Source organism: Tenacibaculum xiamenense (assembly GCF_964513065.1).
Classification (GTDB): Bacteria; Bacteroidota; Bacteroidia; order Flavobacteriales; family Flavobacteriaceae; genus Polaribacter; species Polaribacter xiamenense.
This window is the reverse complement of sequence record NZ_CAZEQU010000033.1, coordinates 221,515-243,141: the sequence shown is the minus strand read 5'-3', so window position 1 is coordinate 243,141 and position 21,627 is coordinate 221,515. Positions and strand designations below refer to the sequence as shown.

The 21,627-nt window shown below is 32.0% G+C and carries 16 protein-coding genes; 1 reads left to right on the top strand and 15 read right to left on the bottom strand.

Annotated elements, in window-relative coordinates; genetic code table 11:
- Positions 1–17 precede the first annotated feature (17 nt).
- From argE to ACKTTV_RS12110, 8 genes are all read right to left on the bottom strand, one after another.
- Positions 18–1,181, bottom strand: a complete 1,164-nt coding sequence (argE, locus tag ACKTTV_RS12145) for an acetylornithine deacetylase (protein ID WP_408031106.1) — start codon at positions 1,179–1,181, stop codon at positions 18–20.
- 2 nt (positions 1,182–1,183) lie between these two features.
- Complete coding sequence (locus ACKTTV_RS12140) at positions 1,184–2,584, bottom strand: YfcC family protein (protein ID WP_408031105.1); 1,401 nt, start codon at positions 2,582–2,584, stop codon at positions 1,184–1,186.
- An 18-nt stretch (positions 2,585–2,602) separates the two neighbouring features.
- Positions 2,603–4,300, bottom strand: a complete 1,698-nt coding sequence (ggt, locus tag ACKTTV_RS12135; RefSeq protein ID WP_408031104.1) for a gamma-glutamyltransferase — start codon at positions 4,298–4,300, stop codon at positions 2,603–2,605.
- A gap of 80 nt (positions 4,301–4,380) precedes the next feature.
- Positions 4,381–4,797 (bottom strand): Fur family transcriptional regulator, encoded by a 417-nt coding sequence (locus ACKTTV_RS12130; protein ID WP_408031103.1) that lies wholly within the window; start codon positions 4,795–4,797, stop codon positions 4,381–4,383.
- 2 nt (positions 4,798–4,799) lie between these two features.
- Positions 4,800–6,983 (bottom strand): TonB-dependent receptor, encoded by a 2,184-nt coding sequence (locus tag ACKTTV_RS12125; protein ID WP_408031102.1) that lies wholly within the window; start codon positions 6,981–6,983, stop codon positions 4,800–4,802.
- A 128-nt stretch (positions 6,984–7,111) separates the two neighbouring features.
- Positions 7,112–7,429, bottom strand: a complete 318-nt coding sequence (locus tag ACKTTV_RS12120; RefSeq protein ID WP_408031101.1) for a DUF6660 family protein — start codon at positions 7,427–7,429, stop codon at positions 7,112–7,114.
- A 79-nt stretch (positions 7,430–7,508) separates the two neighbouring features.
- The gene (locus ACKTTV_RS12115) at positions 7,509–8,558 is read right to left on the bottom strand and encodes a helix-turn-helix domain-containing protein (protein ID WP_408031100.1); all 1,050 of its coding nucleotides are present in this window, start codon (positions 8,556–8,558) and stop codon (positions 7,509–7,511) included.
- A 69-nt stretch (positions 8,559–8,627) separates the two neighbouring features.
- Positions 8,628–9,722 (bottom strand): type 1 glutamine amidotransferase domain-containing protein, encoded by a 1,095-nt coding sequence (locus ACKTTV_RS12110; protein ID WP_408031099.1) that lies wholly within the window; start codon positions 9,720–9,722, stop codon positions 8,628–8,630.
- A gap of 223 nt (positions 9,723–9,945) precedes the next feature.
- On the opposite strand from ACKTTV_RS12110, the gene ACKTTV_RS12105 reads away from it, so the two are divergent.
- Complete coding sequence (locus tag ACKTTV_RS12105; protein WP_408031098.1) at positions 9,946–10,509, top strand: hypothetical protein; 564 nt, start codon at positions 9,946–9,948, stop codon at positions 10,507–10,509.
- A 60-nt stretch (positions 10,510–10,569) separates the two neighbouring features.
- On the opposite strand, the gene ACKTTV_RS12100 is transcribed toward ACKTTV_RS12105, so the two are convergent.
- The 7 genes from ACKTTV_RS12100 to ACKTTV_RS12070 form a co-directional block, all read right to left on the bottom strand.
- Entirely contained in the window at positions 10,570–10,989 is a 420-nt protein-coding gene (locus tag ACKTTV_RS12100) for a hypothetical protein (protein ID WP_408031097.1), read from the bottom strand.
- A 69-nt stretch (positions 10,990–11,058) separates the two neighbouring features.
- Positions 11,059–11,946: a glycoside hydrolase family 18 protein gene (locus tag ACKTTV_RS12095; protein ID WP_408031096.1), complete on the bottom strand. Its 888-nt coding sequence runs from the start codon at positions 11,944–11,946 to the stop codon at positions 11,059–11,061.
- A 184-nt stretch (positions 11,947–12,130) separates the two neighbouring features.
- Positions 12,131–14,323: a YcaO-like family protein gene (locus ACKTTV_RS12090; RefSeq protein ID WP_408031095.1), complete on the bottom strand. Its 2,193-nt coding sequence runs from the start codon at positions 14,321–14,323 to the stop codon at positions 12,131–12,133.
- Between the two features lie 16 nt (positions 14,324–14,339).
- Positions 14,340–15,485 carry an amidohydrolase family protein gene (locus ACKTTV_RS12085; protein WP_408031094.1) on the bottom strand — a complete coding sequence of 382 codons (1,146 nt, stop codon included), beginning with the start codon at positions 15,483–15,485 and terminating at the stop codon, positions 14,340–14,342.
- A gap of 26 nt (positions 15,486–15,511) precedes the next feature.
- Positions 15,512–16,291, bottom strand: a complete 780-nt coding sequence (locus ACKTTV_RS12080; RefSeq protein WP_408031093.1) for a phytanoyl-CoA dioxygenase family protein — start codon at positions 16,289–16,291, stop codon at positions 15,512–15,514.
- A gap of 25 nt (positions 16,292–16,316) precedes the next feature.
- Positions 16,317–17,477 carry a hypothetical protein gene (locus tag ACKTTV_RS12075; protein WP_408031092.1) on the bottom strand — a complete coding sequence of 387 codons (1,161 nt, stop codon included), beginning with the start codon at positions 17,475–17,477 and terminating at the stop codon, positions 16,317–16,319.
- A gap of 27 nt (positions 17,478–17,504) precedes the next feature.
- The gene (locus tag ACKTTV_RS12070) at positions 17,505–21,599 is read right to left on the bottom strand and encodes a TOMM system kinase/cyclase fusion protein (protein ID WP_408031091.1); all 4,095 of its coding nucleotides are present in this window, start codon (positions 21,597–21,599) and stop codon (positions 17,505–17,507) included.
- Positions 21,600–21,627 lie beyond the last annotated feature (28 nt).

Genomic DNA, 21,627 nt, shown 5'->3' with positions numbered 1-21,627 from the left:
AAAGCTTTAGTTTTTATTTAAAATTCATCAGATAACGATTTTTGGATCAGTTTTTGAATCATTTCTACACCTTTTTCCAACTGTTCTTTTGCAATAAATTCATTTGCTCGATGCGCTTGAGCTATAGATCCAGGTCCACAAATAATTGATTGAAATCCCTCATCTGCAAATTGACCAGCTTCAGAAGCATAGGAAACTGTATTCAGTTTCGATTTACCTGATATGCTTTTGATTAAATCTACAACATCAGCATCATCCTTTGTGTCAAGATGAGGAACCACTGGATGATTCTCTATTGTTTTAATAGAGAAGTCGGGAAAAATCTTTTTTAACTCCTTTTCTCTTTCTTTACAATGTGCCTCAAACTCAGCAACTATAGCATATACGTCATCCATTGGAATTGTACGTAAATCCCAGAAAAAATGGGCTTTATCAGCAATTATATTAGGAGCAATACCTCCATTTACTAATCCTATATGTATAGTTGAATGTGGAGGATGGAAACGATTATCAAATTGTTTTTCTGCAATTAATTGATTCATTTTGTTTTCTAGCCATAGAATCAGGCGCATTGATTCATGTATAGCACTTACCTCTTGTTTTATACGACTACTGTGCCCTTCTGAGCCTTGAACATAGGTTTCTAGTATATAAATTCCCTTTTGACCAACAATAGGCTCCATCAAAGAAGGTTCTCCAATTATGGCATATTTAGGAGTTTCTGTATAAAAATTTTTAATAGCGGCTGCTAATTCAGATCCAGCCAAGCAACCTATTTCCTCATCATAAGAAAAAGCAAAGTAAATAGGCTTTTTCAAATCGGATTTTACCATTTGTGGTAATGCTGCCAAACAACAAGCTAAAAAACCTTTCATATCACAAGATCCTCTGGCATATAAATTACCATCACCTTTATCAGTTAGTTGAAACGGATCCGTTTCCCATTTTTGACCTGTAACTGGCACTACATCGGTATGTCCTGAAAGTATGACACCTCCATCAACTTCAGGACCAATTCTACAATGTAGTGAAGCCTTTTTTTCTTCTTCGTTAGATACTAAATTTACTTTTACATCATAGGACTCAATATATTCTTTAATCCATTGAATAATACTTAAATTACTTTCTCCTCCAAGTACGGGAAACGATACAAGTTTTGCTAGAATGTTTTCTACGGTCATAGTTAGCTATAATTTATTGCTACTGCTATAATTAGCGTTATAAAGGCGATGCCTGTTAATATTAATAATACTGGAAATATAAAACGAATCCACCTGTCAATGGGCACTCTGCACATACTTAACATGGCTATGAGTCCGCCCAAAGTGGGGTTAATTAAATTCGATAGTCCGTCACCTATTTGAAAGGCCAAAATGCTCACTTGTCTTGTAAGTCCAAGTGATTCTCCCAAAGGAAGCATCACAGGTAATGTTGCCAACGCTTGCCCACTTCCAGAAGGAATGAAAAAGTTAATTACAGATTGTGAAACAGACATGCAAACTGCTGATGCATGCAAGGGTAAACCTTCTAATAAAGTTGAAAGCTGATAAGAAATGGTATCACCGATGTTTCCCATTTCCATTAATACTTTAATAGACGTTGCAAATCCCACAAGGAAAGCTCCTGGAGCAACAATGCTTACAGATTTTAATACTGTTTCACTCATTTTGGTAGCACCCATATTAGAAACTAATCCACAAAGAAGTGCAATCATTAAAAAGATAGCTGATAATTCGTTGATATACCAGTTAAGATTAAATACTCCGTATAAAATGACTAAGAGACCAGTGATGAATATCAAAATAACTAACCAGTTTTTCTTTGATATGGTATATTCATCAATGGGTTTCGATAAAGAAAGCTCAGTTGTATCCAAGTTTTGCCCCAAACCTTTAGAAGGATCTGAGTTTATCCTCTTGAAATATCGTACATTATAATATGCCATAACAGACAATGCTGTAAAGCAAAGGAAGCTACGAAGTAATGCTCCAGAAAACATTGGGAGTTCTGCTATTTTATGTCCTGTTCCTACAGTATAAGCATTGATTGGAGATAATCCGAAACCAACAGTCATTGCTCCAACAGAAATACCCGCAGCCAAAATCAAATCTCCACCCAATGCGAGACTTAAAACAGCAGCTATGGGAACCATTGCTATGTTATTTTCATACCCTATAGCTACACCAAGTAAACCGTAAACAAAGGTCATTATTACAATAATCAAATGTTTGTTTTTAGAACCTAGCTTTTTTACTAGTGTACCAACGGCATTTTCAACCGCTTTTGTTTTATCCATAAATCCAAACATGATTCCACTGGCAATTACAATAAATATAATCTCTACGGCTGCTTTAAAGCCTAAAGGAATGGCTTTAAACATATCGAGTAATCCAACGGGAGTTGAAGTAATTACTTTATATGAGTTTGGAACTACAGTACTTCTACCATTTACGGTAACACGTTCATACATTCCCGCAGGAATCATATAAGATAAAAAGGTTATAAAAATAATAATACCAAACAACATGGTAATTGCATGGGGTATCTTCTTAAAAAAGGATAACTTAAAAGATTTACTACTCATTAGTTTATGATAATAACATTAATACCCAGCTGCGTTTCCATCTTTTCGACTTTCAGAAGCACCATGGTACACTTTATTTTTGTCATCCCACATAATAGCTTGATAACCTCCGTAAACACCTCTTGCTGTTCCCATTCGATGACCTTTTCCCATTAGCACTCTTATGGTTGAATATGGAATACCTGATTCTGTTCGTATCATACCTGTATTTGTAGTTTTTTCACCAGTTGGGCTAGCACCTCCGGTATGATCCCATCTTGGAGCATCACCAGCTTCTTGTAGGTTCATACCGAAATCAATAAGATTCATAACTATTTGTGTATGACCTTGAGGTTGAAAATCTCCTCCCATTACACCAAAACTAACGTAAGGTTTCCCATCTTTAGTAATAAAGGCCGGGATTATTGTATGAAAAGGTCTTTTACCAGGTTCATAAGTATTTGCCTGTCCTTTTTCTAGACTGAAAAGCTCTCCTCTATCCTGAAGCATAAAACCTAATTTAGGTGGTACCATTCCTGATCCCATTCCTCGGTAGTTACTTTGAATTAAGGAAATCATTGTTCCCTCTTTGTCTGCAACAGTCATATAAATTGTTTCACCTGCCGAAATTTTACCAGCACTGTACTTTCCAGCTCTTTCACCAATTAGTTTTCTTCTTTCCTCACCATATTCATCCGAAAGTAATTGTTTTAGAGGAACATCAAAAAAGTCCATGTCTGCATAGTATTTAGCACGATCTTCAAAAGCTAGTTTTTTGGCTTCAGTAAATAAATGAAGGTGTTCAGCACTACCAAATTCTATATTAGAGAAATCATAACCTTTCAATATTTGTAGCATTTGAAGGGCTGCGATACCTTGCCCATTCGGTGGTAACTCCCATACATCATACCCTCTATAGTTCACAGATACTGGTTCTACCCATTCTGATTTATGGGAAGCAAGATCTTTCGTAGATAAAAAACCACCTTGCGCTTTAATAAAGCTAGCAATGGTTTTAGCAATGCTTCCTCTATAGAATTCTTCTCTACCTCCTTTTGCTATTTTTCTGTATGTATTTGCTAAATATGGATTTTTATAGATTTCTCCTTCCTTAGGCAGTTTTCCTTCATTTTGATTGATATACGTTTCTGCAATATTCGGGAAGCCTTTAGATTTAAAAAAAGGAACACTTCTATTCATATACCAAGAGATTAGCTGAGTGAGTGGAAACCCTTTTTCGGCATAATCAATTGCAGGAGCTAAAATTTCAGTCATGGGTTTTGAACCGAATTTTTTATGAAGTTCAAACCATCCATCAACAGTGCCTGGAACACTTACTGGAAGTGGTCCAAAAGCTGGGATTTTTTTTAATTTTTGCTTCTCAAAATAAGCTAAGGAGAGTTCTTTAGGAGAACGACCACTAGCATTTAATCCGTATAGTTTTTTTGTCTTTCCATCCCAAACGATAGCAAATAGATCTCCTCCAATTCCACAACCTGTAGGTTCCATTAAACCCAATGCTGCATTGGCTGCAATAGCCGCATCAATAGCATTACCGCCATTTTTTAAAATGTCCAGTCCAATTTGCGTTGCTAAAGGATGGCTTGTAGCAACCATTCCGTTTTGACCTAGTACTACTGATCGAGTAGCAAAGGATTTACCTGTAATTCTATCTTGGGCGTTTGAATATTGAATGAAAAGAAATACGCTTAATAGGTAATAAAAGTATTTTCTCATGATTAGTTTTATTCACCTAAAATACAAAATATTATATTTCAAAAAGCGAGAACTATTTTACTTTTAGTTCTCGCTTTGTATTAATCAATATTGCATTTGTCGCAAATTCCCTTTACGACTAAGTTTACATTTTCGGCTATAAAACCATCGGGTATTTTTATTTGTGGAATTTTATGATCTGTTAAACAAATGGTCTGTTCGCAAACATTACAGCGAAAATGCAAGTGTAAATCAGTTTCTATTTCGCAATTACAATCTTTTTGACACAAAGCATATTTAATTACTCCTGTGCCATCATCAATTTGATGTACAATGTCATTTTCTTCAAAAGTTTTGATTGTTCTGTATAAAGTGGTTCTATCAGACTTTTCAAAAGCTTTTTCAATATCACTCAATGCAACCGCAACATTCTTTTCTGCAAGAAGTTGGAATATTAGCAATCGCATGGCAGTAACACGAATATTTTTTGATTTTAATAATTGTTCTACTTTTTCCATAGTTAATCATGATCATTATTTCCAAAAGGTTTAATAATTACCCCTAAACTAAAGATAAAACCATCTGTTGGAGCGTAAATCTCAGGAAATGTTGGATTTTCATGTGGAGGCAATACTAAAGGTGAAAATTTACTTTGTCTTTGATCAGTAAAGTTCTCGAAATTAACAAATATGCTTCCGAGTTTAAAATTACGCATTAATAAAAGACCCATAGTGACAAAATCAGTAGTTTTTGTTCCATTTGATAAAAATTGCTTTCCTGTGTAATAAGTTTCATAACCAATTCGCCATTTATCAGTCTCATACATTAGTACACTTCCAGCATTATGTTTAGCGGTTAGTGGTTTTTGAGGATTACCGGTAAGATAATTTAATTGAGCATCAATAAGAGCGTAATTAAGGAACCATCTAAAATCTTTATAAGTAAACTTTATATTAGTTTCAGCTCCTTTACTTAAAATACTACCTCGAGCGTTTTCAAATTTAAAAAAGCCGTTATTCGTATTGTTTAGTAAGAGTCCATTACTAATGGATGATAAGTAAAACAATTGATTTATAGAGAAAGTTAAATCATCCGTTAGTTTACGGCGATAGTTGAAATCCAAATTAACTCCATATGAATGCTCTGCTTTTATTGTAGACTTGTCTATTCCTAAAATATTTTGAAAGTTAATATATTCAGCCTCTTCGGTAAATATATCAGGGATTTTATAACCTAAACCACCTCCTATTCTTGAGGAAAACCCATTTTTTTTATAAAGCAAAGAAATTTTGGGTAAAGGAAATAACCCAAAGTCATTATTATAATCAATTCTTAATCCAGATTCTAAGATCCAATTGTCGGAAAGATCTAAAACATTATTAACAAATGCACCATAGGTAATATCATTTTGATTTCTTTGTAATTGAGATTTATCATCTTCATTAAAATTAGTAGTATATAAATTGGCTCCAAAGGTCCAATAAATTTTTTCTAAGTCTTTATAATAGCTTATTTCAGTAAAAGTATTGGTTTGTTTGCCCTTAAATTGAAAATCAGGAATAATTAAATTCCTATCAAAGAAAGAAATACTATTCTTAATTTGAAAAGAACTTATAGAGTCTAAATTAGTTTCATAGACAAATTGACTACTTAATCTTTTCGATATGTTCTTTTCAGTATATTGATGAATTCCATTTTCTCCGTTCTCCATTTTATCCATATCACCACCTTCGCGTTCGTCATAGGTTCCATTAAGTCCAAACCAAATAGTTGTTTTCTCTGAAGGATAGTAAAACAGTTTAGGGTTAAAGGAAATAGATTTTGTTTCTGGAAGGTTACTAAAATGATCGTTTTCTGGATCAAAGGTATTTTGATAGTGCCCAGAACCATATAGTGTTACTCCAAATTTTTCGTTTCTTTTGCTATAAAACACATTAGCAGTACTTCCAAGGGCTTGTGTTTGAGTTAACATAATATCTAAAGATGGTGTTTCCTCAGGTGTTTTAGAAACCATATTAACTAAACCGGCTATAGCTCCTCCTCCATATAAAGTTGACGAACTTCCTTTAATAATTTCGAATTGTTTTAAATCTAATGGAGGTATTTGAAGAATGCTTAACCCACTTGAAAATCCGCTATACAGAGGAAATCCATCTCTTAACAACTGTGTATAACGACCATCTAATCCTTGAATTCGAATATTCGTATTACCACTGCTTAACGAAGTTTGTTGCATTTGGATTCCTGTACTTTCTCTGAGTACCATAGAAACATTTGCTGGATTCATAATGGCTTTTTCTCCTAGTTCCTCTGTTCCTATGAACTCTATTCTTGTAGGAATTCTTTTAATTGTTCTGGTACTTCTGGTTGTTTGTAAAACAACTGTTTCAAGTTGATTATTAGCTTCACTTAGTTCAATCGTTAAAGGTTGGTTTGTTGGGGCTATTATATTGGTATTGATACTTTCAAAACCAATAAATGAAATTGTGACAGTATATTTTCCGTTTGGTATATTATTTAGTTTGGCAATACCATCAAAATTAGTGGTAGCCCCTTTTTGAAGCTCTTGAACATAGATAGTTGCCCCCATTAAAGGTTCATTTTCATGGCTACTAATCACTTTGACGGTAATACTAGATGTTTGCGCATTTATAGAAAGGCACATGATTGCTGTGAGCACAAAGCTCAATATATGTTTGTACATTGAATTACATTAATAATAAGTTAAACATTGTGATTCACTAAATGATACTTTGTGATTCAAATAGTGATACAGAATTTTCAAGGAATCATCAGAAAATTAACTGATGTATACCTCACTTAGTTCTATATTTAACTTATAAATTTGGGAGGCTGCCAAATATTAAAAAGGCTTTCAAACCTATAAGTAGATTGATAAGATGTTACTAACAAAGAAAGTTCTTCTGAAGTTACAGGAAGATTGAAAACTAACATCTCCTGGAAAGCAATTGTCATACCACAGCAATTACATAAACAAGTAACTGGGCAAGTATCATGATTCCCTTCTTCATGCTCATGGCTTATATCCATTTTTGATTGTTGAATATTCTCAAAGAATGCCGTATCAGAGCATTCCATCGTTGATAAAACGAGAATTAAAAGAGATAATATGATACTTAATGTTTTCACTGAAACAAAGATATCAATTAATTAAGTGCACACCTTGTGCAAAGTATACTTCATAATATAATCTTTGAAATAAAAACTCTTAATTATTATTGGATTTTCGGTAGGTAGAAGGAGTTACTCCTGTGTTTTTTTTAAAAGCGGCATTAAAAGATGAAAGACTGTTAAACCCAGAATCGAATGCAATACTTGAAATAGTAAGCTCATTATGTTTTATTAGTAAGTCTTTTGCTTTTGATATTCTAAAACCATTGATAAAATCATTAAAGTTCTGTTTGGCATTTTGGTTAATAATTTCTGAGGTTTTTTGAGGTGTTTTTTTAATTAACAATCCTAAATCAGCCAATGAAAGGTTTGGATTCAAAAAAAGCTCGTTAATAGCAATGTTTTCAGATAATTGTTGGAACAAAGTCGCATTTTCGTTCTTTTTAAAGACGTTTCCATCAATTTCTGTGGTTTTTAATTGATATGCTTTGAAACTTAAAAAATAAACCACAATTGAATACATAATAGGACCAACTAAATAAGGAACAGTATTATCAATAATGTTTAAAAAATAAGAGATCCAAATAATAACGAACCCAATGATTAGCATGTGTAACCAAGAAATAATTCTACTTTGAGATTTTGTGATCTCTGTATCTTGTAATGAAAGTTTAGTTTTTTTTAGATCACGATATGCAAGAAATATATAAAAAGCGAAATGTAAATACACAAAAAAAAGAACGCTGGCAAAGACGATAATAACTTCTTTGCTATGTGTGTTAAACCAGTTTTTAGTTACAAACAAACTAGAAGAAAAAAGTAATATGAAAGGTACTAATTCAAAATAATATCGAGGTTTTAATTTAAAATTAACCACAGTCATCCCTGAGATATACCATTTCAATAAAGGTCCAATGAGTAACATAAATGTAAGTCCTATAAATATAAAGAGAGGCTCTAAATCATTACTAAAGTGCAAGACAACAGATTTACCAATTCTAAAAGCCATAAAAGCTAAAATCAAAGCCAAGAGGTAATTGGTTAAACTCGGCTTCTTTTTAACGAATACAAGATAAATGGCAAATGCAGAACCATGTAAAAGTCCTGCAGTGCTTATAACAATTAGAAGTATATCTAAAAAATTCAAAGGTCAATTATTTTCTTCAAAAGTAAATGAAATATCACATTTAAAGATGATCATACCGTAATATTTGCTTTATTCAGATTCACAGCTTTTTACAAAAGAAACTAGATTCATCAGATTGGTAAAATCGCCAAGCTTCCAATCCATAGCCCCAATAATAGCATGTTTAGCTATTAACATTCTATTAATAGGTTTATGCTCTGAAAGTATTAGCTTTTTAATGATTTCCTTAGCTTTAGTTTTTCCCTCTGTTTTGTAGGTAATTAAAACATCTACTGCATTTTCTTCATCGGTTCTATTTCTAAATTTAGGAGTGTATCCAAGTTGTTCGATCATTTTTTCAGCTAAATCCCAGGTAGACCAAGGGTTTTGACCCGTTATTATATTATTATCATGACTCACTTTATTCAAATACATGAGACCTTTGTTGAATGTAGCTCCTTGCTCAGTTAGTTTGTCTTGAAGAAGAAAGGGAAATATTTCTTTAGCGTCTGGTATTAGAAATAACTCTTCTTCATTGGTAAAACCACTTACTTTTTTATTTTCAAGTAAAGACTTTCCATTATCAAGCGTTACATTCACTAAAGCCGAAGGGCCATGACAAACGGCCCCAATTACCTTATTTGATTGATAGTAGTTTTTAACAATCAATTGAATGGCTTTGTTGTCTGGAAAATCAAACATAGTTCCCTTTCCACCGACAAAATATACTGCTTGATAATCTTCGGGGTTTATATTTTCTATAGCGATGGTATTCGATGCTTTTTGTTGTGCTTCTTTGTCATTTAAAAAAGCATAATCGAACTTCCCCATATCTTCATCATCAATTACTACTGGAGCCTTCCCTCCTTTTGTACTTGCTATATCTACTTCAAATCCGTTTGCTTTAAAAACATAATAAGGACGAGACAATTCCGTAAGTTCATATCCAGTGCTTTTTCCAGTTTCTCCCATAGTGTTAATGCTTGTTACAACAGCTAATATTTTCCCTTTATTAGGAGTGTTATTTTCTGATAAATAAGGAATATCTTTAACCATTGTTGCTTCTAAACTATGGTCTATAGGAGGTAAAACACTTCTCAGCCAAAAAACAAATGATACTGTTACAGCTAATAGAAAAAGGACAAATAATGAAATCCATTTAAGTAATCGGTATTTTTTAAACATAATAAGATATTTTTAATTTTAAGGCTAAATACCAACATAAAAGCTACTTAAAGTGAGTAAATGATAATTTCGTCAGAGTAAAATATGATCTTATAACTAAATTTTGAGTTTAAAATAGTAGATTTTTCTTGTCGATTTTCTTTTTACAAGTATTTACAGTTTTTTGACATTCTTTTATACTTACACTACTTCATTGAGGCCTAATTTCGTTAAAACTTAATTTATGAAATATTTATTATTTGTTCTGTTTCTTATAATTAATCCATTGATAACATTAAGCCAAGAGGATGAAAATCTATCCATACTTTCAACAAATAATTGGGGAAAAGAAATTATAAAGTTTCCTATTGATTGGGCTCCAAAAGTGGAATTAACAGGATTTGAAGAACTCCGTTTTTCACCATTTTGGTCAGATCCTAATAACGATCAGTTTTGGTCTTTAATAATGGCTTGGAAGATTAATACCAATTCTCGTTTAACATTAATTGAAATTGAGAAGAACTTTGAAGGATATTTTGAAGGGTTAATGATCCCTAATCATTGGAAAACTACTTTTCCTAGACCTAATGCTCTTTTTCTGTTAAGAGAAAATAGTTCTGAAAAAATTATTGGTAAAATGAGGCTTTTTGATGGATTTCATACTGGTAAAATGATTGATTTGAATATTACTGTCAATCAGTATTTTCTTCAAGAAGATGGGAAAAGTATTTTAGTATTTAGAATTTCCCCAAAAAACTTTAAACATCCTATTTGGGAATTATTGAGAAGTATTAAAAGGAAGCCCTAAGGCTTCCTGTATCTTAATATTGTTTTAAGGCAAGATCAATCGGGTCTATATATAATTAAGTTAGTCTATTATCCAGTATAACTCTGAATCGGTAGAATTAAAGTCTCGAAGACCTATTCCTGATTGATTTTTAGAGTTACCGTATACATACTTTTCTCCTCTGTTTTTAGTATTACAAAAAATGAAAAACACATTATCTGCTTCATTTTCTACAGGCCTGAATTGAAATTTTTGATCTTTATTACCTGAATGGTTGTTAGAAGTTTCTAAACGATTAGAATTAGGATAACATTCAGCAACTTTTTCCCCTTCATTTTTCGTAAGAATTGTTATTTTATCTTCTCTAATGGTCCATTTTTGATCCTGATTACCATTGCTTATATCATTTAGTTCAATTTCATGATTTTTACTTCTAGGAAATGCTTCCCAGCACTTACTTTTATTATTAAATAATTTTATGTGAATATCTTTTGTTTTCATCTTATTTGATTTTGTTAAGAATGCTTTGATAAAAGTATTCTTAAGTAATTAAAAAAATATATTATATCATTAAGCATTTTGAGGAACTAAACTTAGTGCACTTCCAATTCTTTTGGCCCAATCACCGCCAACATCACTAGAAAACTGCCAATTCATCATACCTCCAAGTGTACCATTATTTTGAATAGGTTCTATAATTTCGGTAATAATTGTGTTGATAGGGATATAACTTTCTGGAGAAGCATCATTTTTAGTGACTGGAAGACCTATGAGTAGTTTTTCTGCAGTAATTCCTGGTAATTTAGAAAACTGCTCGTATGAAGATACAATTTGTGGAGGGTTTCCACTCCATGGAGGGTTGTTGTAAAATTGTACATTAAGCCAATCAATTAAATTTCCTACTTCTTCCATTATTTTGGCGTAGGCACCTGTAGTATATCCATATTTCTCAGGTTCAAAATAAGGAGGTTGTGGAGCATGAGTAATGATATAGTCAGAGTTTGGTAATTCTTCTCTTAAAGCTTTGGTAAGATCAATTAAGAATTGAGCTCCGTTATACCCAGCTGTTCCGTTAAACCCAGCTGTGTCCTCATAATCAATATCAATACCATTTAGATTATTATCTTTAATAAACGATGCTATTGCTGTGCCCAATTCTTTTTCTTTTCCAACAAGTTGAGCATAAGCTTCATACCCCATATCACCTCCTCCAAAGGAGATTAATACCTTTTTTCCAGCATTTTGAATTTTTGACACAGCGTTTTTTGTTGTTTCTGTTAATACTGGAGGAGTATCTCTTGCGGCAATTGCCCCACCTAGTTTCAATGTTAGTGGAGCATCATAACTTGTATATAAAAAAGCTAAATTTACGGTAGTATAAGGTAGTTCTGCCGCCTTTTCTAAAGGGACTCCACTCGCATTATAATAAGTAACTAGTTTTGATTCAACATTTGACATAATAGTTTGGTTTTATTTACACTCCTACTCTTTTCTGGCTTTTCGGAATACGCCTAAGCAATTATTTTAATATTAAATAATTGAGGTCTCTGTACTTCAATTATTACTTAGACAAAGCTCTTGAAAACTGGTGTAAAAAAATATATCAGGTTATATCACTTTATTATTTAATAAAACTCTATCATTAAACATACAACCCTTGAGAATTAAGTTCTTCCTCTGTCTTTTGCTGTGATAACCATCCTAATGTTTTAGGAACCTTATAAAGCCTATTATTAGCTAGTTGAGGCCAAATATGACATAACCCAGGAACAAACACTTTTACGGTGGAAAGAGGAATGGAGTTTCTGCTATAATTTAACACTAATACTTCTAAATCTAGTTTTTGAAAGTGCGTTAGAATAGTTTTTATATTCGTTTTTAAATCATTTTTATATTCTAAACTATACTCTTTCTTCGAATTAGTATTTACTCCATAAAGAAAAGCTCCATCTTCAATAGCATTAAAGTCAAAAGGAGCTGTTTGTGTATTTCTAATAGGAATCAACTGGCAGAGTTCTGTTAAGGCACGTTGAGCAGCCAATTCTGGAATTAAATGACAACCGAACCCTAAAGTAAATTTGCCAGAAGTTTTATCTTTTGCTATACCAACCATTGTTGGAATCCCTAAATCATTAGTAATATCTAAAATCCAAAAATTATAGTTTTTCATGCTCTTTTTAAACTTTTCAAGTGCAGAAGCGTCTATGCTAGTTAATTTAAAAATAGGACAAGTTACTTTATTATACCACCAAATTGCAGTAGCATCGCGTTCTATTAATTCAAATAGACCTTGTAAAACAGCTTCTTCGAGTACATTACCTGCTGCACAACCGTTAGAGTTCCATTTTCCGAATCGAGAATCCTGAAAAGGAATATTGCTAAAACAATGCACTAACGGAAAATACACGTGTTCCTTTTTAGTCAATGACCAAACAGGTAACCAATGAATTTTTTCATTATTGTACCGAAATACAGCTTGTTTTAACTTTGAGTTTTGATGATTACTTTCGAATTCTATATACTGTTGCTCAGAAAATGGTGCTATTTCATGAAAATTATAGGTGCGATACCCTAAAGCTTTTATTTCGGATAGTGCTTTTCGATATAGAGGAATATCTTGCTGATAAAGTGCATTGTAGCGTTCAATAGACTCTGATAAAGCACTAACTTTTGATTGTAGTACGCTCACTCCTTTTCCTAAGCTTGTTTGAACAAAATCAGCGATATTAAATTGAAAATCTGTATTGGTAAAAAATTTATAATGTCCTGTTCTAAAAATTTGAATTTGCGTGTTTATTTCTGAAGGAATTTTTTCGATACGATTAATTATACCTGTTTCAGCGCTTATTAGTGGAAGTAGTTTTTCTAATGTCTCTTGCGGGGTACATATTCTTGAGCCTCCGTCTTCTGTATAAAAAACTTTTCGATTTCTCAATAACAAAGGACTATGTAATTGATTCGCAATATCATCATTATTCGTTAAGGTCTTATCTATGGGATGCTTTTCGGTTTTATTTGTAATTAAATTATAAGTAATCAGTGAGGTACTAGCAAGGCTGTTCAGTTGTTCTAAAATAATTGATCTTAGGATTTCAATTTGATCTTTATTGAAGTTTCTGTTTTTTCTAAACTTATAAGACGATTTTTGTTTTGGAAACTTCTTCTTCAGAGCCTCTTTAATAGGTTGATTCTTTGATATTCTTCGTTGAACCTTAGTAAAAAGAGAAAATGATTCTTTCGAAAAAACGGGAAGTATCTTAACGATGTCTCCACTAATTTTAACAACCATAAATTTTTCCTTAAAAGGAAGATTAGTTATTCGTCCATCTAAAAAATCATCTACAAATACAATGTCAATAAATGAAGGGGAAAAATAAGGCATTTCACCAAATACCTTATTTTTAATTTCTTGGCGATCTTTAATTGAAAGTAACGACAGCCAATACATACGCATTGTTTGATTTATAGAAATAATTTCTGTTTCTATCGGATAAATAGGTAACTCAAAAATCTTATCAGATGGTTGTACATATTTCCCTTTGATACTATTTATAGTATTTGAACAACCTTTAATTAACAACTTTGAAGTTGTTAATTGTGCTACCTGATAGATAAATAAGTTTTTTTCAGCAGGTTCCATTGCCTGAAGAATACTTGATACACTTGTTTTATCTTTTTGTTCATTTATTAAATGAAACCCTGGGAAATCATTGGCTTTCAATAAAAACTGTTCAACTTCCCCAAATAACAAAAGGTCCTTATTCTCTAAAATGTACAAATTGAAACGTGGATGCCATTGTATATACTCGGTTCTCTCTTCAAGAAAGCTTTGCATTATAAGAATCTAATAGTTAATTATAATTAGCATGCTCATGTTCTTCTTCATAATTAAAAAACTCCCGAGCATTTAACTCGAATATCTCTTTTAGTTCTGAATCAGTTAATTCAGGTAATTTACTTGGCACATCGTCAGAATTGAGGTGTTCATGATCAGGATGAGGGAAATCACTTGCAAACAATAGTCTATTACTACCTATAATATTTATTACCTCCCTTAAGCAAGGTTCCCCTGGTTCTATTGCTATCCAACATTGCCTCTTAAAATACTCAGATGGAAGCATTTTAATATTTTCTTTGGTTTGATTCGGGAAATCTGGATAGCAGATAGTGTCCAAACGCCATAACCAATAGGGAAGCCATGAAGAACCAGCTTCTAAAAAAGCAAATTTTAAGGTTGGGTATCGTTCTAACACCCCCGAGGTAAGTAACGATATAAAAGCACTAATAATTTCAAACGGATGTGTTGTTGCTAATAACGAAAAGCGATCATTAAATCGATCTGTTCCTACTGATTTCCCATGAAAATGTGCGCCACCATGAAATGCTATTGAAATGTTATTTTCAGTGCAGATTTTCCAAAACCCTTCGTAATCCTTATGACCTAAAGTACGTCCATTAATCTCTTCAGGACGTAAGATTATAGTTTTCCATCCATAAGAAATTACTTCTTTTACTTGAACAATCATTTCATAAGGATCATGTCTATTAATGATACCGACAGCTTTTAATCTCTTTGGATTAACATTACAATAATCATTCAACCATTTATTGTATGCTTTTGCATAAGCCACGGCTACATATGAAGGTATTTCGCTATGGTAAATAACGCCTAAGGCAAAGGTTGGAAAAATATTAGCGATGGCTATATTGGTTAAATCCATACTTTGTAACTGTCCAACCCCTGTTTTAGCTTGATGTCTTTGCAACAGGGTTTCTTTATTGATTAAGTTTGACTCTTCTTGTAAAGACTTTGTCCAGTACTTTACAATCGGATATGAACCTATCATATATTCCGCAGGAAGTTCTTCTCCTTTGGCATTTTTATTCGTTTTAAGATATACAGGGTGTTTTTCAAAAATCTCTTTTTCGACATATTGCTCCCATATTTCTATAGGTTCAATAACATGTCTATCAGAATCATGGATTTTATAAGTCATTTTATTCGTAGTAGTTATAGTTTTTATTAGAGTTCTGGCGAATATTCAGGATTATTTATAATTTTCCGGATACCATAATCTTCCTGGTTATCGACAAACTTTGTTTTTTCGGTCATTATACCAAAACTAATTGCAATTCTTGGAGCATTACTCAAATTTTGAGTACTGCAATGTAAAACGTCTTTGTGGTGGAAAGAGATGTCTCCTACTTCTAAAAGAGCTTTAGTTTCAACCCATTCAACACCAGGGTGTTGTTCTTGCATTAATTTAGTTTGTTTAGTTAAATTTTGCTTTTCTCCACCAGAATATTTAAAATTAACTTGCCATTTATGAGATTCATTTACATAAACCAAAGGTCCTGAGTTGTCCGATATAGAGGTTAAAGGAATCCATCCTGTAATCATATCTCCAGTCAAAAATGGAAGATGTTCAGCATCACAATGGAACCCCACCTGCCCAGTAATACCACTTCTTGGAGGTTTGTAGTATAACTGTGACCCCCAAATTTTTATATTTTTAGCACCCGTTATTGTTCGGACCATTTTTCCAATGCCACTTTGACTGAGCATTTCGAATACTGCTTTATTAGCATGGTGTATTTGAGTAATTCTTTGTATTTGATTAGGATTATTAATCGAAATAAGCGAACTAGGTCGGTATTTGTTGAAAAAACCTTTTCTAACGGCTAAAACTCCTTGTAACGCTTTATTTAAAACATCTTTACATAGGCAGTTTTTGTAAAAAACAAAACCATTAGTTTCGTAGTTTATTCTTGATTCGAACTCAGTCTTTATACCTTTTGCCATATAATTTGACTTTTCTTCTATTAGATTAAAGTGTCGTAAAAGGTTCATTAATTCTCATAGCCAATAAATCAGATAAAGCAATAGGTTGAACATAAGATTCTGGTGGTGCAGGAATATCTATTTGAAGTGTACTGAAATATTGATTTAGATCTATGTTAATTTCGATATATTTTTCCTTTCTATTGATCTCTAAAATTTGGGTAGTTGGTTTTACTTTAATTTCTAAACCTGATGGTATTTGATATCCTAATTTTGCTAATAATTCTTTTTGATCATTTAATATAAAGATATGATCTTTATTACCTATTTGGGGATGATCCCATATATAGGATATCATTCTAGGAATAAATTGTAAATATTCAAAATCATCTTGAAACCCAGTTATTCCTCCTCGGTCGTTTACTTGACTATTATTTGTTGTTGAATACTTAAATTTTAATGAATCAGTTTCTTGATTTATTAGGTTCTTGTAATAGTCGTCGATATCACCATTATATGTTATTTTCTTTTTGAAGTTATAAGATTTATTCATTGTTGATCCGAATATCTGCTTACCGAAAGGAAATGCTGCTTCGGATAAAGTAAAGAGAGATAGTATGTTTAAACAAACTTCTTGTAATGCCTTATGAGGCACAGAATCATGATTACTAATAAGCTCTTCTATATTTTTTTTATAGACCTTATCAATACTTATTTCTTTTTCTAAATCTTTAAACTTTAAATATGTAGGAATTTGCAATAATAAATCCCCCTTCAAATTACTCCAGCCATTGGTAGTAGTATAAGAGAGGTCTTTATTAAATTTTGGCGATATTTTATTTGTTCCTTTAGATTCATTGATTTCATAGAAATTTGATTGAAGTTCGAGTAAAATATTATATCCATTTTTATATGCCCATTCGCTAATTGATTTATAAGATTCACCTTTACTTTTATCTCCTATCTCTATTTTACCACCTTTATATTCTTTATTTACAAAGTAAATGGTATTATTAAATTCTTTTTCTTGAACTTCAGCGACAAAATTGTTAACATTTAATTTCTTGAGAATTTCATATAATATATTTTCTGTACTTATTTTGTCTTTTAATATTTCATAATTACTCCAGTAATAGGTTATTATTTGATTCGATATGTTGTCCCAATCATCTCGATTTAAAATTGATATTTCTTTTGATTCATCCATAATAATTAGATTATAGTAGTTATTAATTTATTTTTTATTCATGTTTACATTCTTTCCCTTAATTAATAGTAACGTATCGGTATAAACCTTCGACCGAGGCATATTTTCTGGGCTGTCAAATAACTTAATAAGCTCTTTTAACCTATGAATTATTTTATTATTCGCTCTATGATCCTTAATTAATTTGTAGTAATATGTAAGTATTTGAGCCTCAAAAAACACATCATTACCTGTTCTTGCATGAAAGATGGCTTCATCGAGTTCATCTTTAACCTCTTTACTTAAATAATTGCTTTTGTTATAATAACATTTTCCTAAAGCATGAAGAATAAAAGAGTAAGCTCCGCGCATTTTTTTTTCAAAAACAATTCTTTTAGTCCTTTCTATTAATTCAATGGCTAAATCAGGTTTGTTTTCATCTAAATATAAATCAGCTATATAAGGGGCATACCAAGCTAATACTATATCTTGACCTGAGTCCAAAATTTCTTGTAAGTAATTCTCCGCCATCTCTAATTTTTTATGACTACAGGCGTGAAGTAAATCTATAAAAATAGTATGCCATACTTCTTCTCTGGTTTTATTGTGTTTACGTTTATACTTTGCTGTTTCAGCTTTTACCAAGTCGTAGTTACCACTGAAATAACCATATAATCCTAAAAAAACATAAGCAAAAGCTATAGAACTATCATGATTAATTTTTTCGGAATAAGTAATAGCTTCTTTAATTTTTAAAAGAGCTTTATTCGGATTACCTAAATATAAATAACTAAAAGAGGACATTGATAAACCTTGAGCCTTAACATGTATTCCATATTCATTGGCCAAATTTGAATCACATCTTTCGTCATAAAGCGAAATAACTCTTTCAAATTGAATTTTGGCTTTTTCCCATTCACCATCAATCTGATAAGCATGTGCTAAATGAATTAATACGAGCATTTCATGCTGTCTATTTTTGCTTGTAATAGCTCTTTCCAAAATTTGATTTCCTAATTTTTCAGCTTTAATTCTTTGGGATGTATAATGGAAACATAAAAACTCAATCAAGTCAGCTTTATCAAGGCATTCGTTCCTAAATTTTAAATCAATATTAGGAGCAATGTTATTTAACAATTCTACAGATTTTTTAATTTCATTGCTGAGTTGAAAAAGCTCTTCACTACCATATCCACTGGTTGTCATTACAGCGGGAAGAATAATGGCGTCTCTTTTTAATTTTAATTCTTCCTTAATAAATTTGTCAGAAATATTGTTAATCCATTTTGCTACTATTTTTCCAATAGCAATGGCTTCATAATTAGCAGAACTTTTTAACTGTTTTTCAATATCTTTAATTCCATAATCAGTAGCTTTTTCAAAAAGTCTTGCTTGAGCTAAATGTTGCGCTATATTCATCGGGGATTCTTCCACAGCTTCTGGAAAATATGTTTCCAAACTATTTGCTATTCGTAGATGCACTTCTTTTTGATGTGATGTAAGCATACTTTCATAGGCCGCATCTCTAATTAATGCATGGCGAAAAATATAAGTAGCACCTTCTACTCTTCGCTGTTCGTAAATTAAATTAGCATCTATAAGAAGATGTAAATCGTTTTGTATTGCTCCTTCATCTTTTATTGAAGATTTGACTAAAAGTTCATAACTAAATTCTCGACCAATAGCAGCAGCTTGCTGTGCCGTTTCCTTTACAATTCCTAAACCATCTAATCGCGCATTCAATAAGTCTTGTAAAGTTGTTGGAATTAACTCGTCAATATCAGGTTTGATATTATAAATATCATTTTTTAGCTCGAGATAACCTTGTTCAATAAGCATAGTTATTAACTCTTCAGTATAAAGAGGAATTCCATCAGCCTTTTTTACAACATATTTTAATGCTTTATCTGTAACAGGTTTATTGTTCAACATTTCTTGTAAAATTAGTTGTACAGCCTGTTGCGGTAAAACCGGAATATCAATTTGAACAAGATGTTTATTCTTCCAGATGTTATTAAATGAAGGCCTCGTAGTCATTAATAACATATAATTATTATTATGAATATCAGATAAAAGGTATTCTACGAACTCCAAACTTGTCAAATCTAACCAGTGTAAATCTTCTAAGACAAATAGAAACTGTTCTTCTTTCTCAATTTGAAATAAACATTGTTTTAATGTAGCGAATAGTATTTTCTTTTGCTCTAATGGAGATATTAGATGTATGGTTCGGTCGGACGGCAATGGTATGGATAGCCAGGAACAAAGTAATGGTAAACTATCTTTTTCTTGACAATTAGCTACTTTCAAAACTTCTCCAATTTTAGTAATAATATCGTTGTTGTTTTTTAAGTTATTGATACCTAATGTGTTTCGTAGTAGCTCTAAAAAAGGATATAAAGCATTATTTTGTTGCTCTGGAAGACATCTGCATTCTTTGACTTTTATTCCTTGTAATTGTACCTCTTTTTTTATTTCATAGGTTAGTTTTGATTTTCCAATACCAGCTTGACCGTTTAGTATGATGGCGCGACCTTCATCAGTACTATTATTCCATAATTTTAATATTTCTTTCTTTTCTCGCTCTCTACCTACCAGTTTTCTGGAACCACTCCATGGTTTTAATGATGATAAGGCTTCAATACTTCTTTCTCCTATTAATTGATAAATTGTATTTACTTGAGACTTAGATATATTATTTTTAACTTCTTTAAAATCTAAGTAAGGAGCCAGTATTTTTTGAGAAGTGCTACTTACAAAAACATTTCCTGGAGTAGCTGTATGTGCCAAATCAAAAGCTTTATTAGCTGTACTCCCTTCTGGTAGCTGATTTCGTTGTATTAGGCTAGTTCCTGTGTGCATGCCTAATTGTATACTTAACGATACACCATATTGTTGTAATAATAAAGTGCTTCGTTTTTTAATATCATTTATTAGCTCTAAAGCCGTTCTTCCAGCTCTTCTAGCATCTGTATCATTTGACTCAGGATAACCAAAATAGATGGCAAGATTGTTTAAAAATGATTCAGATACGTATCCTCCATAGCGAATCGCAGTATCTTTGCACAAGTTTAATTGGTCTTTCTGAATAGCATCAAGTACTTCAAGATCAATTGATGTATTGTCAGTAATATTCAAATTTAGTTTTAAACAAATGATGGTTAACTGTTTTCGTGATTGAAAACTATAATGATAAAAAGAATTGTTTTTAACAGTAATTTGTTCAGAATCTACGATATTATTGTCATCTACAAGTTTTCCTGTTAATGTATTAAAGTTGATGAGATGAAACTCTTTTAAGATAGTTTCAACGCTTTCAATTCTATTTTTTGGTTTTTTATCTAAAACTCTTCGAAGTAGGTTAGCAAATTCATGTCCTAATATTGAGGACGGAATAGGTACACTCGACGGCATTAATTGCTGCTGAAATATTTCAGCTATAGATCCTCCATTCATTACTGGTTTTCCCGTTAAACACTCAAGAGCAATAAGTCCCCAGGCATATATATCTGACTTTACAGTTGGTGGCTCTCCTCTTAATTGCTCTGGAGAACTGTACATTGGAGTCCCTAGTATGTCTTGAGTAACAGTGAGGTTTTTGTAATCAGCTGATCGAAAGTCTCTAGTAAAAGCTCCAATACCAAAGTCTAAGATCTTTATATGTTTTTTGGAACTTAATTCAGAAACCATTATGTTGCTTGGTTTTAAATCTCGGTGTACGATCCCTTTACCATGAGCATAAGCGAGAGCGTCTAGTATTTGTTCCATTAAATGGGCCATTTCAATGGTATCTAGCCCTTTCTTTTTTAATATGTAATCTTTTAGAGTTTCTCCTTCTACGTATTCAAAAGCAATAAAAGGTGCTCCATTTTGTACATGTCCTTTATCTAGTATTTTTACAATATGAGGGTGATTAATTTCTGCACATAATTTCGTTTCTCGTTCGAAGCGTTCTAATTGTCTTGTTTTGGTTTCTTCATCTATGTTATTTGTAAATTTTATAGTTTTAATGGCTACTAATTGGTTTGTACTTAGTTGCTTTGCTTTGAAAACTAATCCATAACCTCCTTCTCCAATTTTTTCAAAAAGAGTGTAGTTATCTATACAAATGTTCTCTGAAAGTAGTGTTTGGGGGACTTCCATATGTTAATATTATATAAAGACTATTGAC

Bases quoted from the DNA above. Each gene is read 5' to 3' on its own strand.
- ACKTTV_RS12140 (WP_408031105.1), bottom strand. From the start codon at position 2,584: ATGAGTAGTAAATCTTTTAAGTTATCCTTTTTTAAGAAGATACCCCAT.
- ACKTTV_RS12090 (WP_408031095.1), bottom strand. From the start codon at position 14,323: ATGCAAAGCTTTCTTGAAGAGAGAACCGAGTATATACAATGGCATCCA.
- ACKTTV_RS12105 (WP_408031098.1), top strand. From the start codon at position 9,946: ATGAAATATTTATTATTTGTTCTGTTTCTTATAATTAATCCATTGATA.
- ACKTTV_RS12070 (WP_408031091.1), bottom strand. From the start codon at position 21,599: ATGGAAGTCCCCCAAACACTACTTTCAGAGAACATTTGTATAGATAAC.
- ACKTTV_RS12125 (WP_408031102.1), bottom strand. From the start codon at position 6,983: ATGTACAAACATATATTGAGCTTTGTGCTCACAGCAATCATGTGCCTT.
- ACKTTV_RS12095 (WP_408031096.1), bottom strand. From the start codon at position 11,946: ATGTCAAATGTTGAATCAAAACTAGTTACTTATTATAATGCGAGTGGA.
- ACKTTV_RS12110 (WP_408031099.1), bottom strand. From the start codon at position 9,722: ATGTTTAAAAAATACCGATTACTTAAATGGATTTCATTATTTGTCCTT.
- ACKTTV_RS12085 (WP_408031094.1), bottom strand. From the start codon at position 15,485: ATGACTTATAAAATCCATGATTCTGATAGACATGTTATTGAACCTATA.
- ACKTTV_RS12080 (WP_408031093.1), bottom strand. From the start codon at position 16,291: ATGGCAAAAGGTATAAAGACTGAGTTCGAATCAAGAATAAACTACGAA.
- argE (WP_408031106.1), bottom strand. From the start codon at position 1,181: ATGACCGTAGAAAACATTCTAGCAAAACTTGTATCGTTTCCCGTACTT.
- ggt (WP_408031104.1), bottom strand. From the start codon at position 4,300: ATGAGAAAATACTTTTATTACCTATTAAGCGTATTTCTTTTCATTCAA.
- ACKTTV_RS12130 (WP_408031103.1), bottom strand. From the start codon at position 4,797: ATGGAAAAAGTAGAACAATTATTAAAATCAAAAAATATTCGTGTTACT.
- ACKTTV_RS12075 (WP_408031092.1), bottom strand. From the start codon at position 17,477: ATGGATGAATCAAAAGAAATATCAATTTTAAATCGAGATGATTGGGAC.
- ACKTTV_RS12100 (WP_408031097.1), bottom strand. From the start codon at position 10,989: ATGAAAACAAAAGATATTCACATAAAATTATTTAATAATAAAAGTAAG.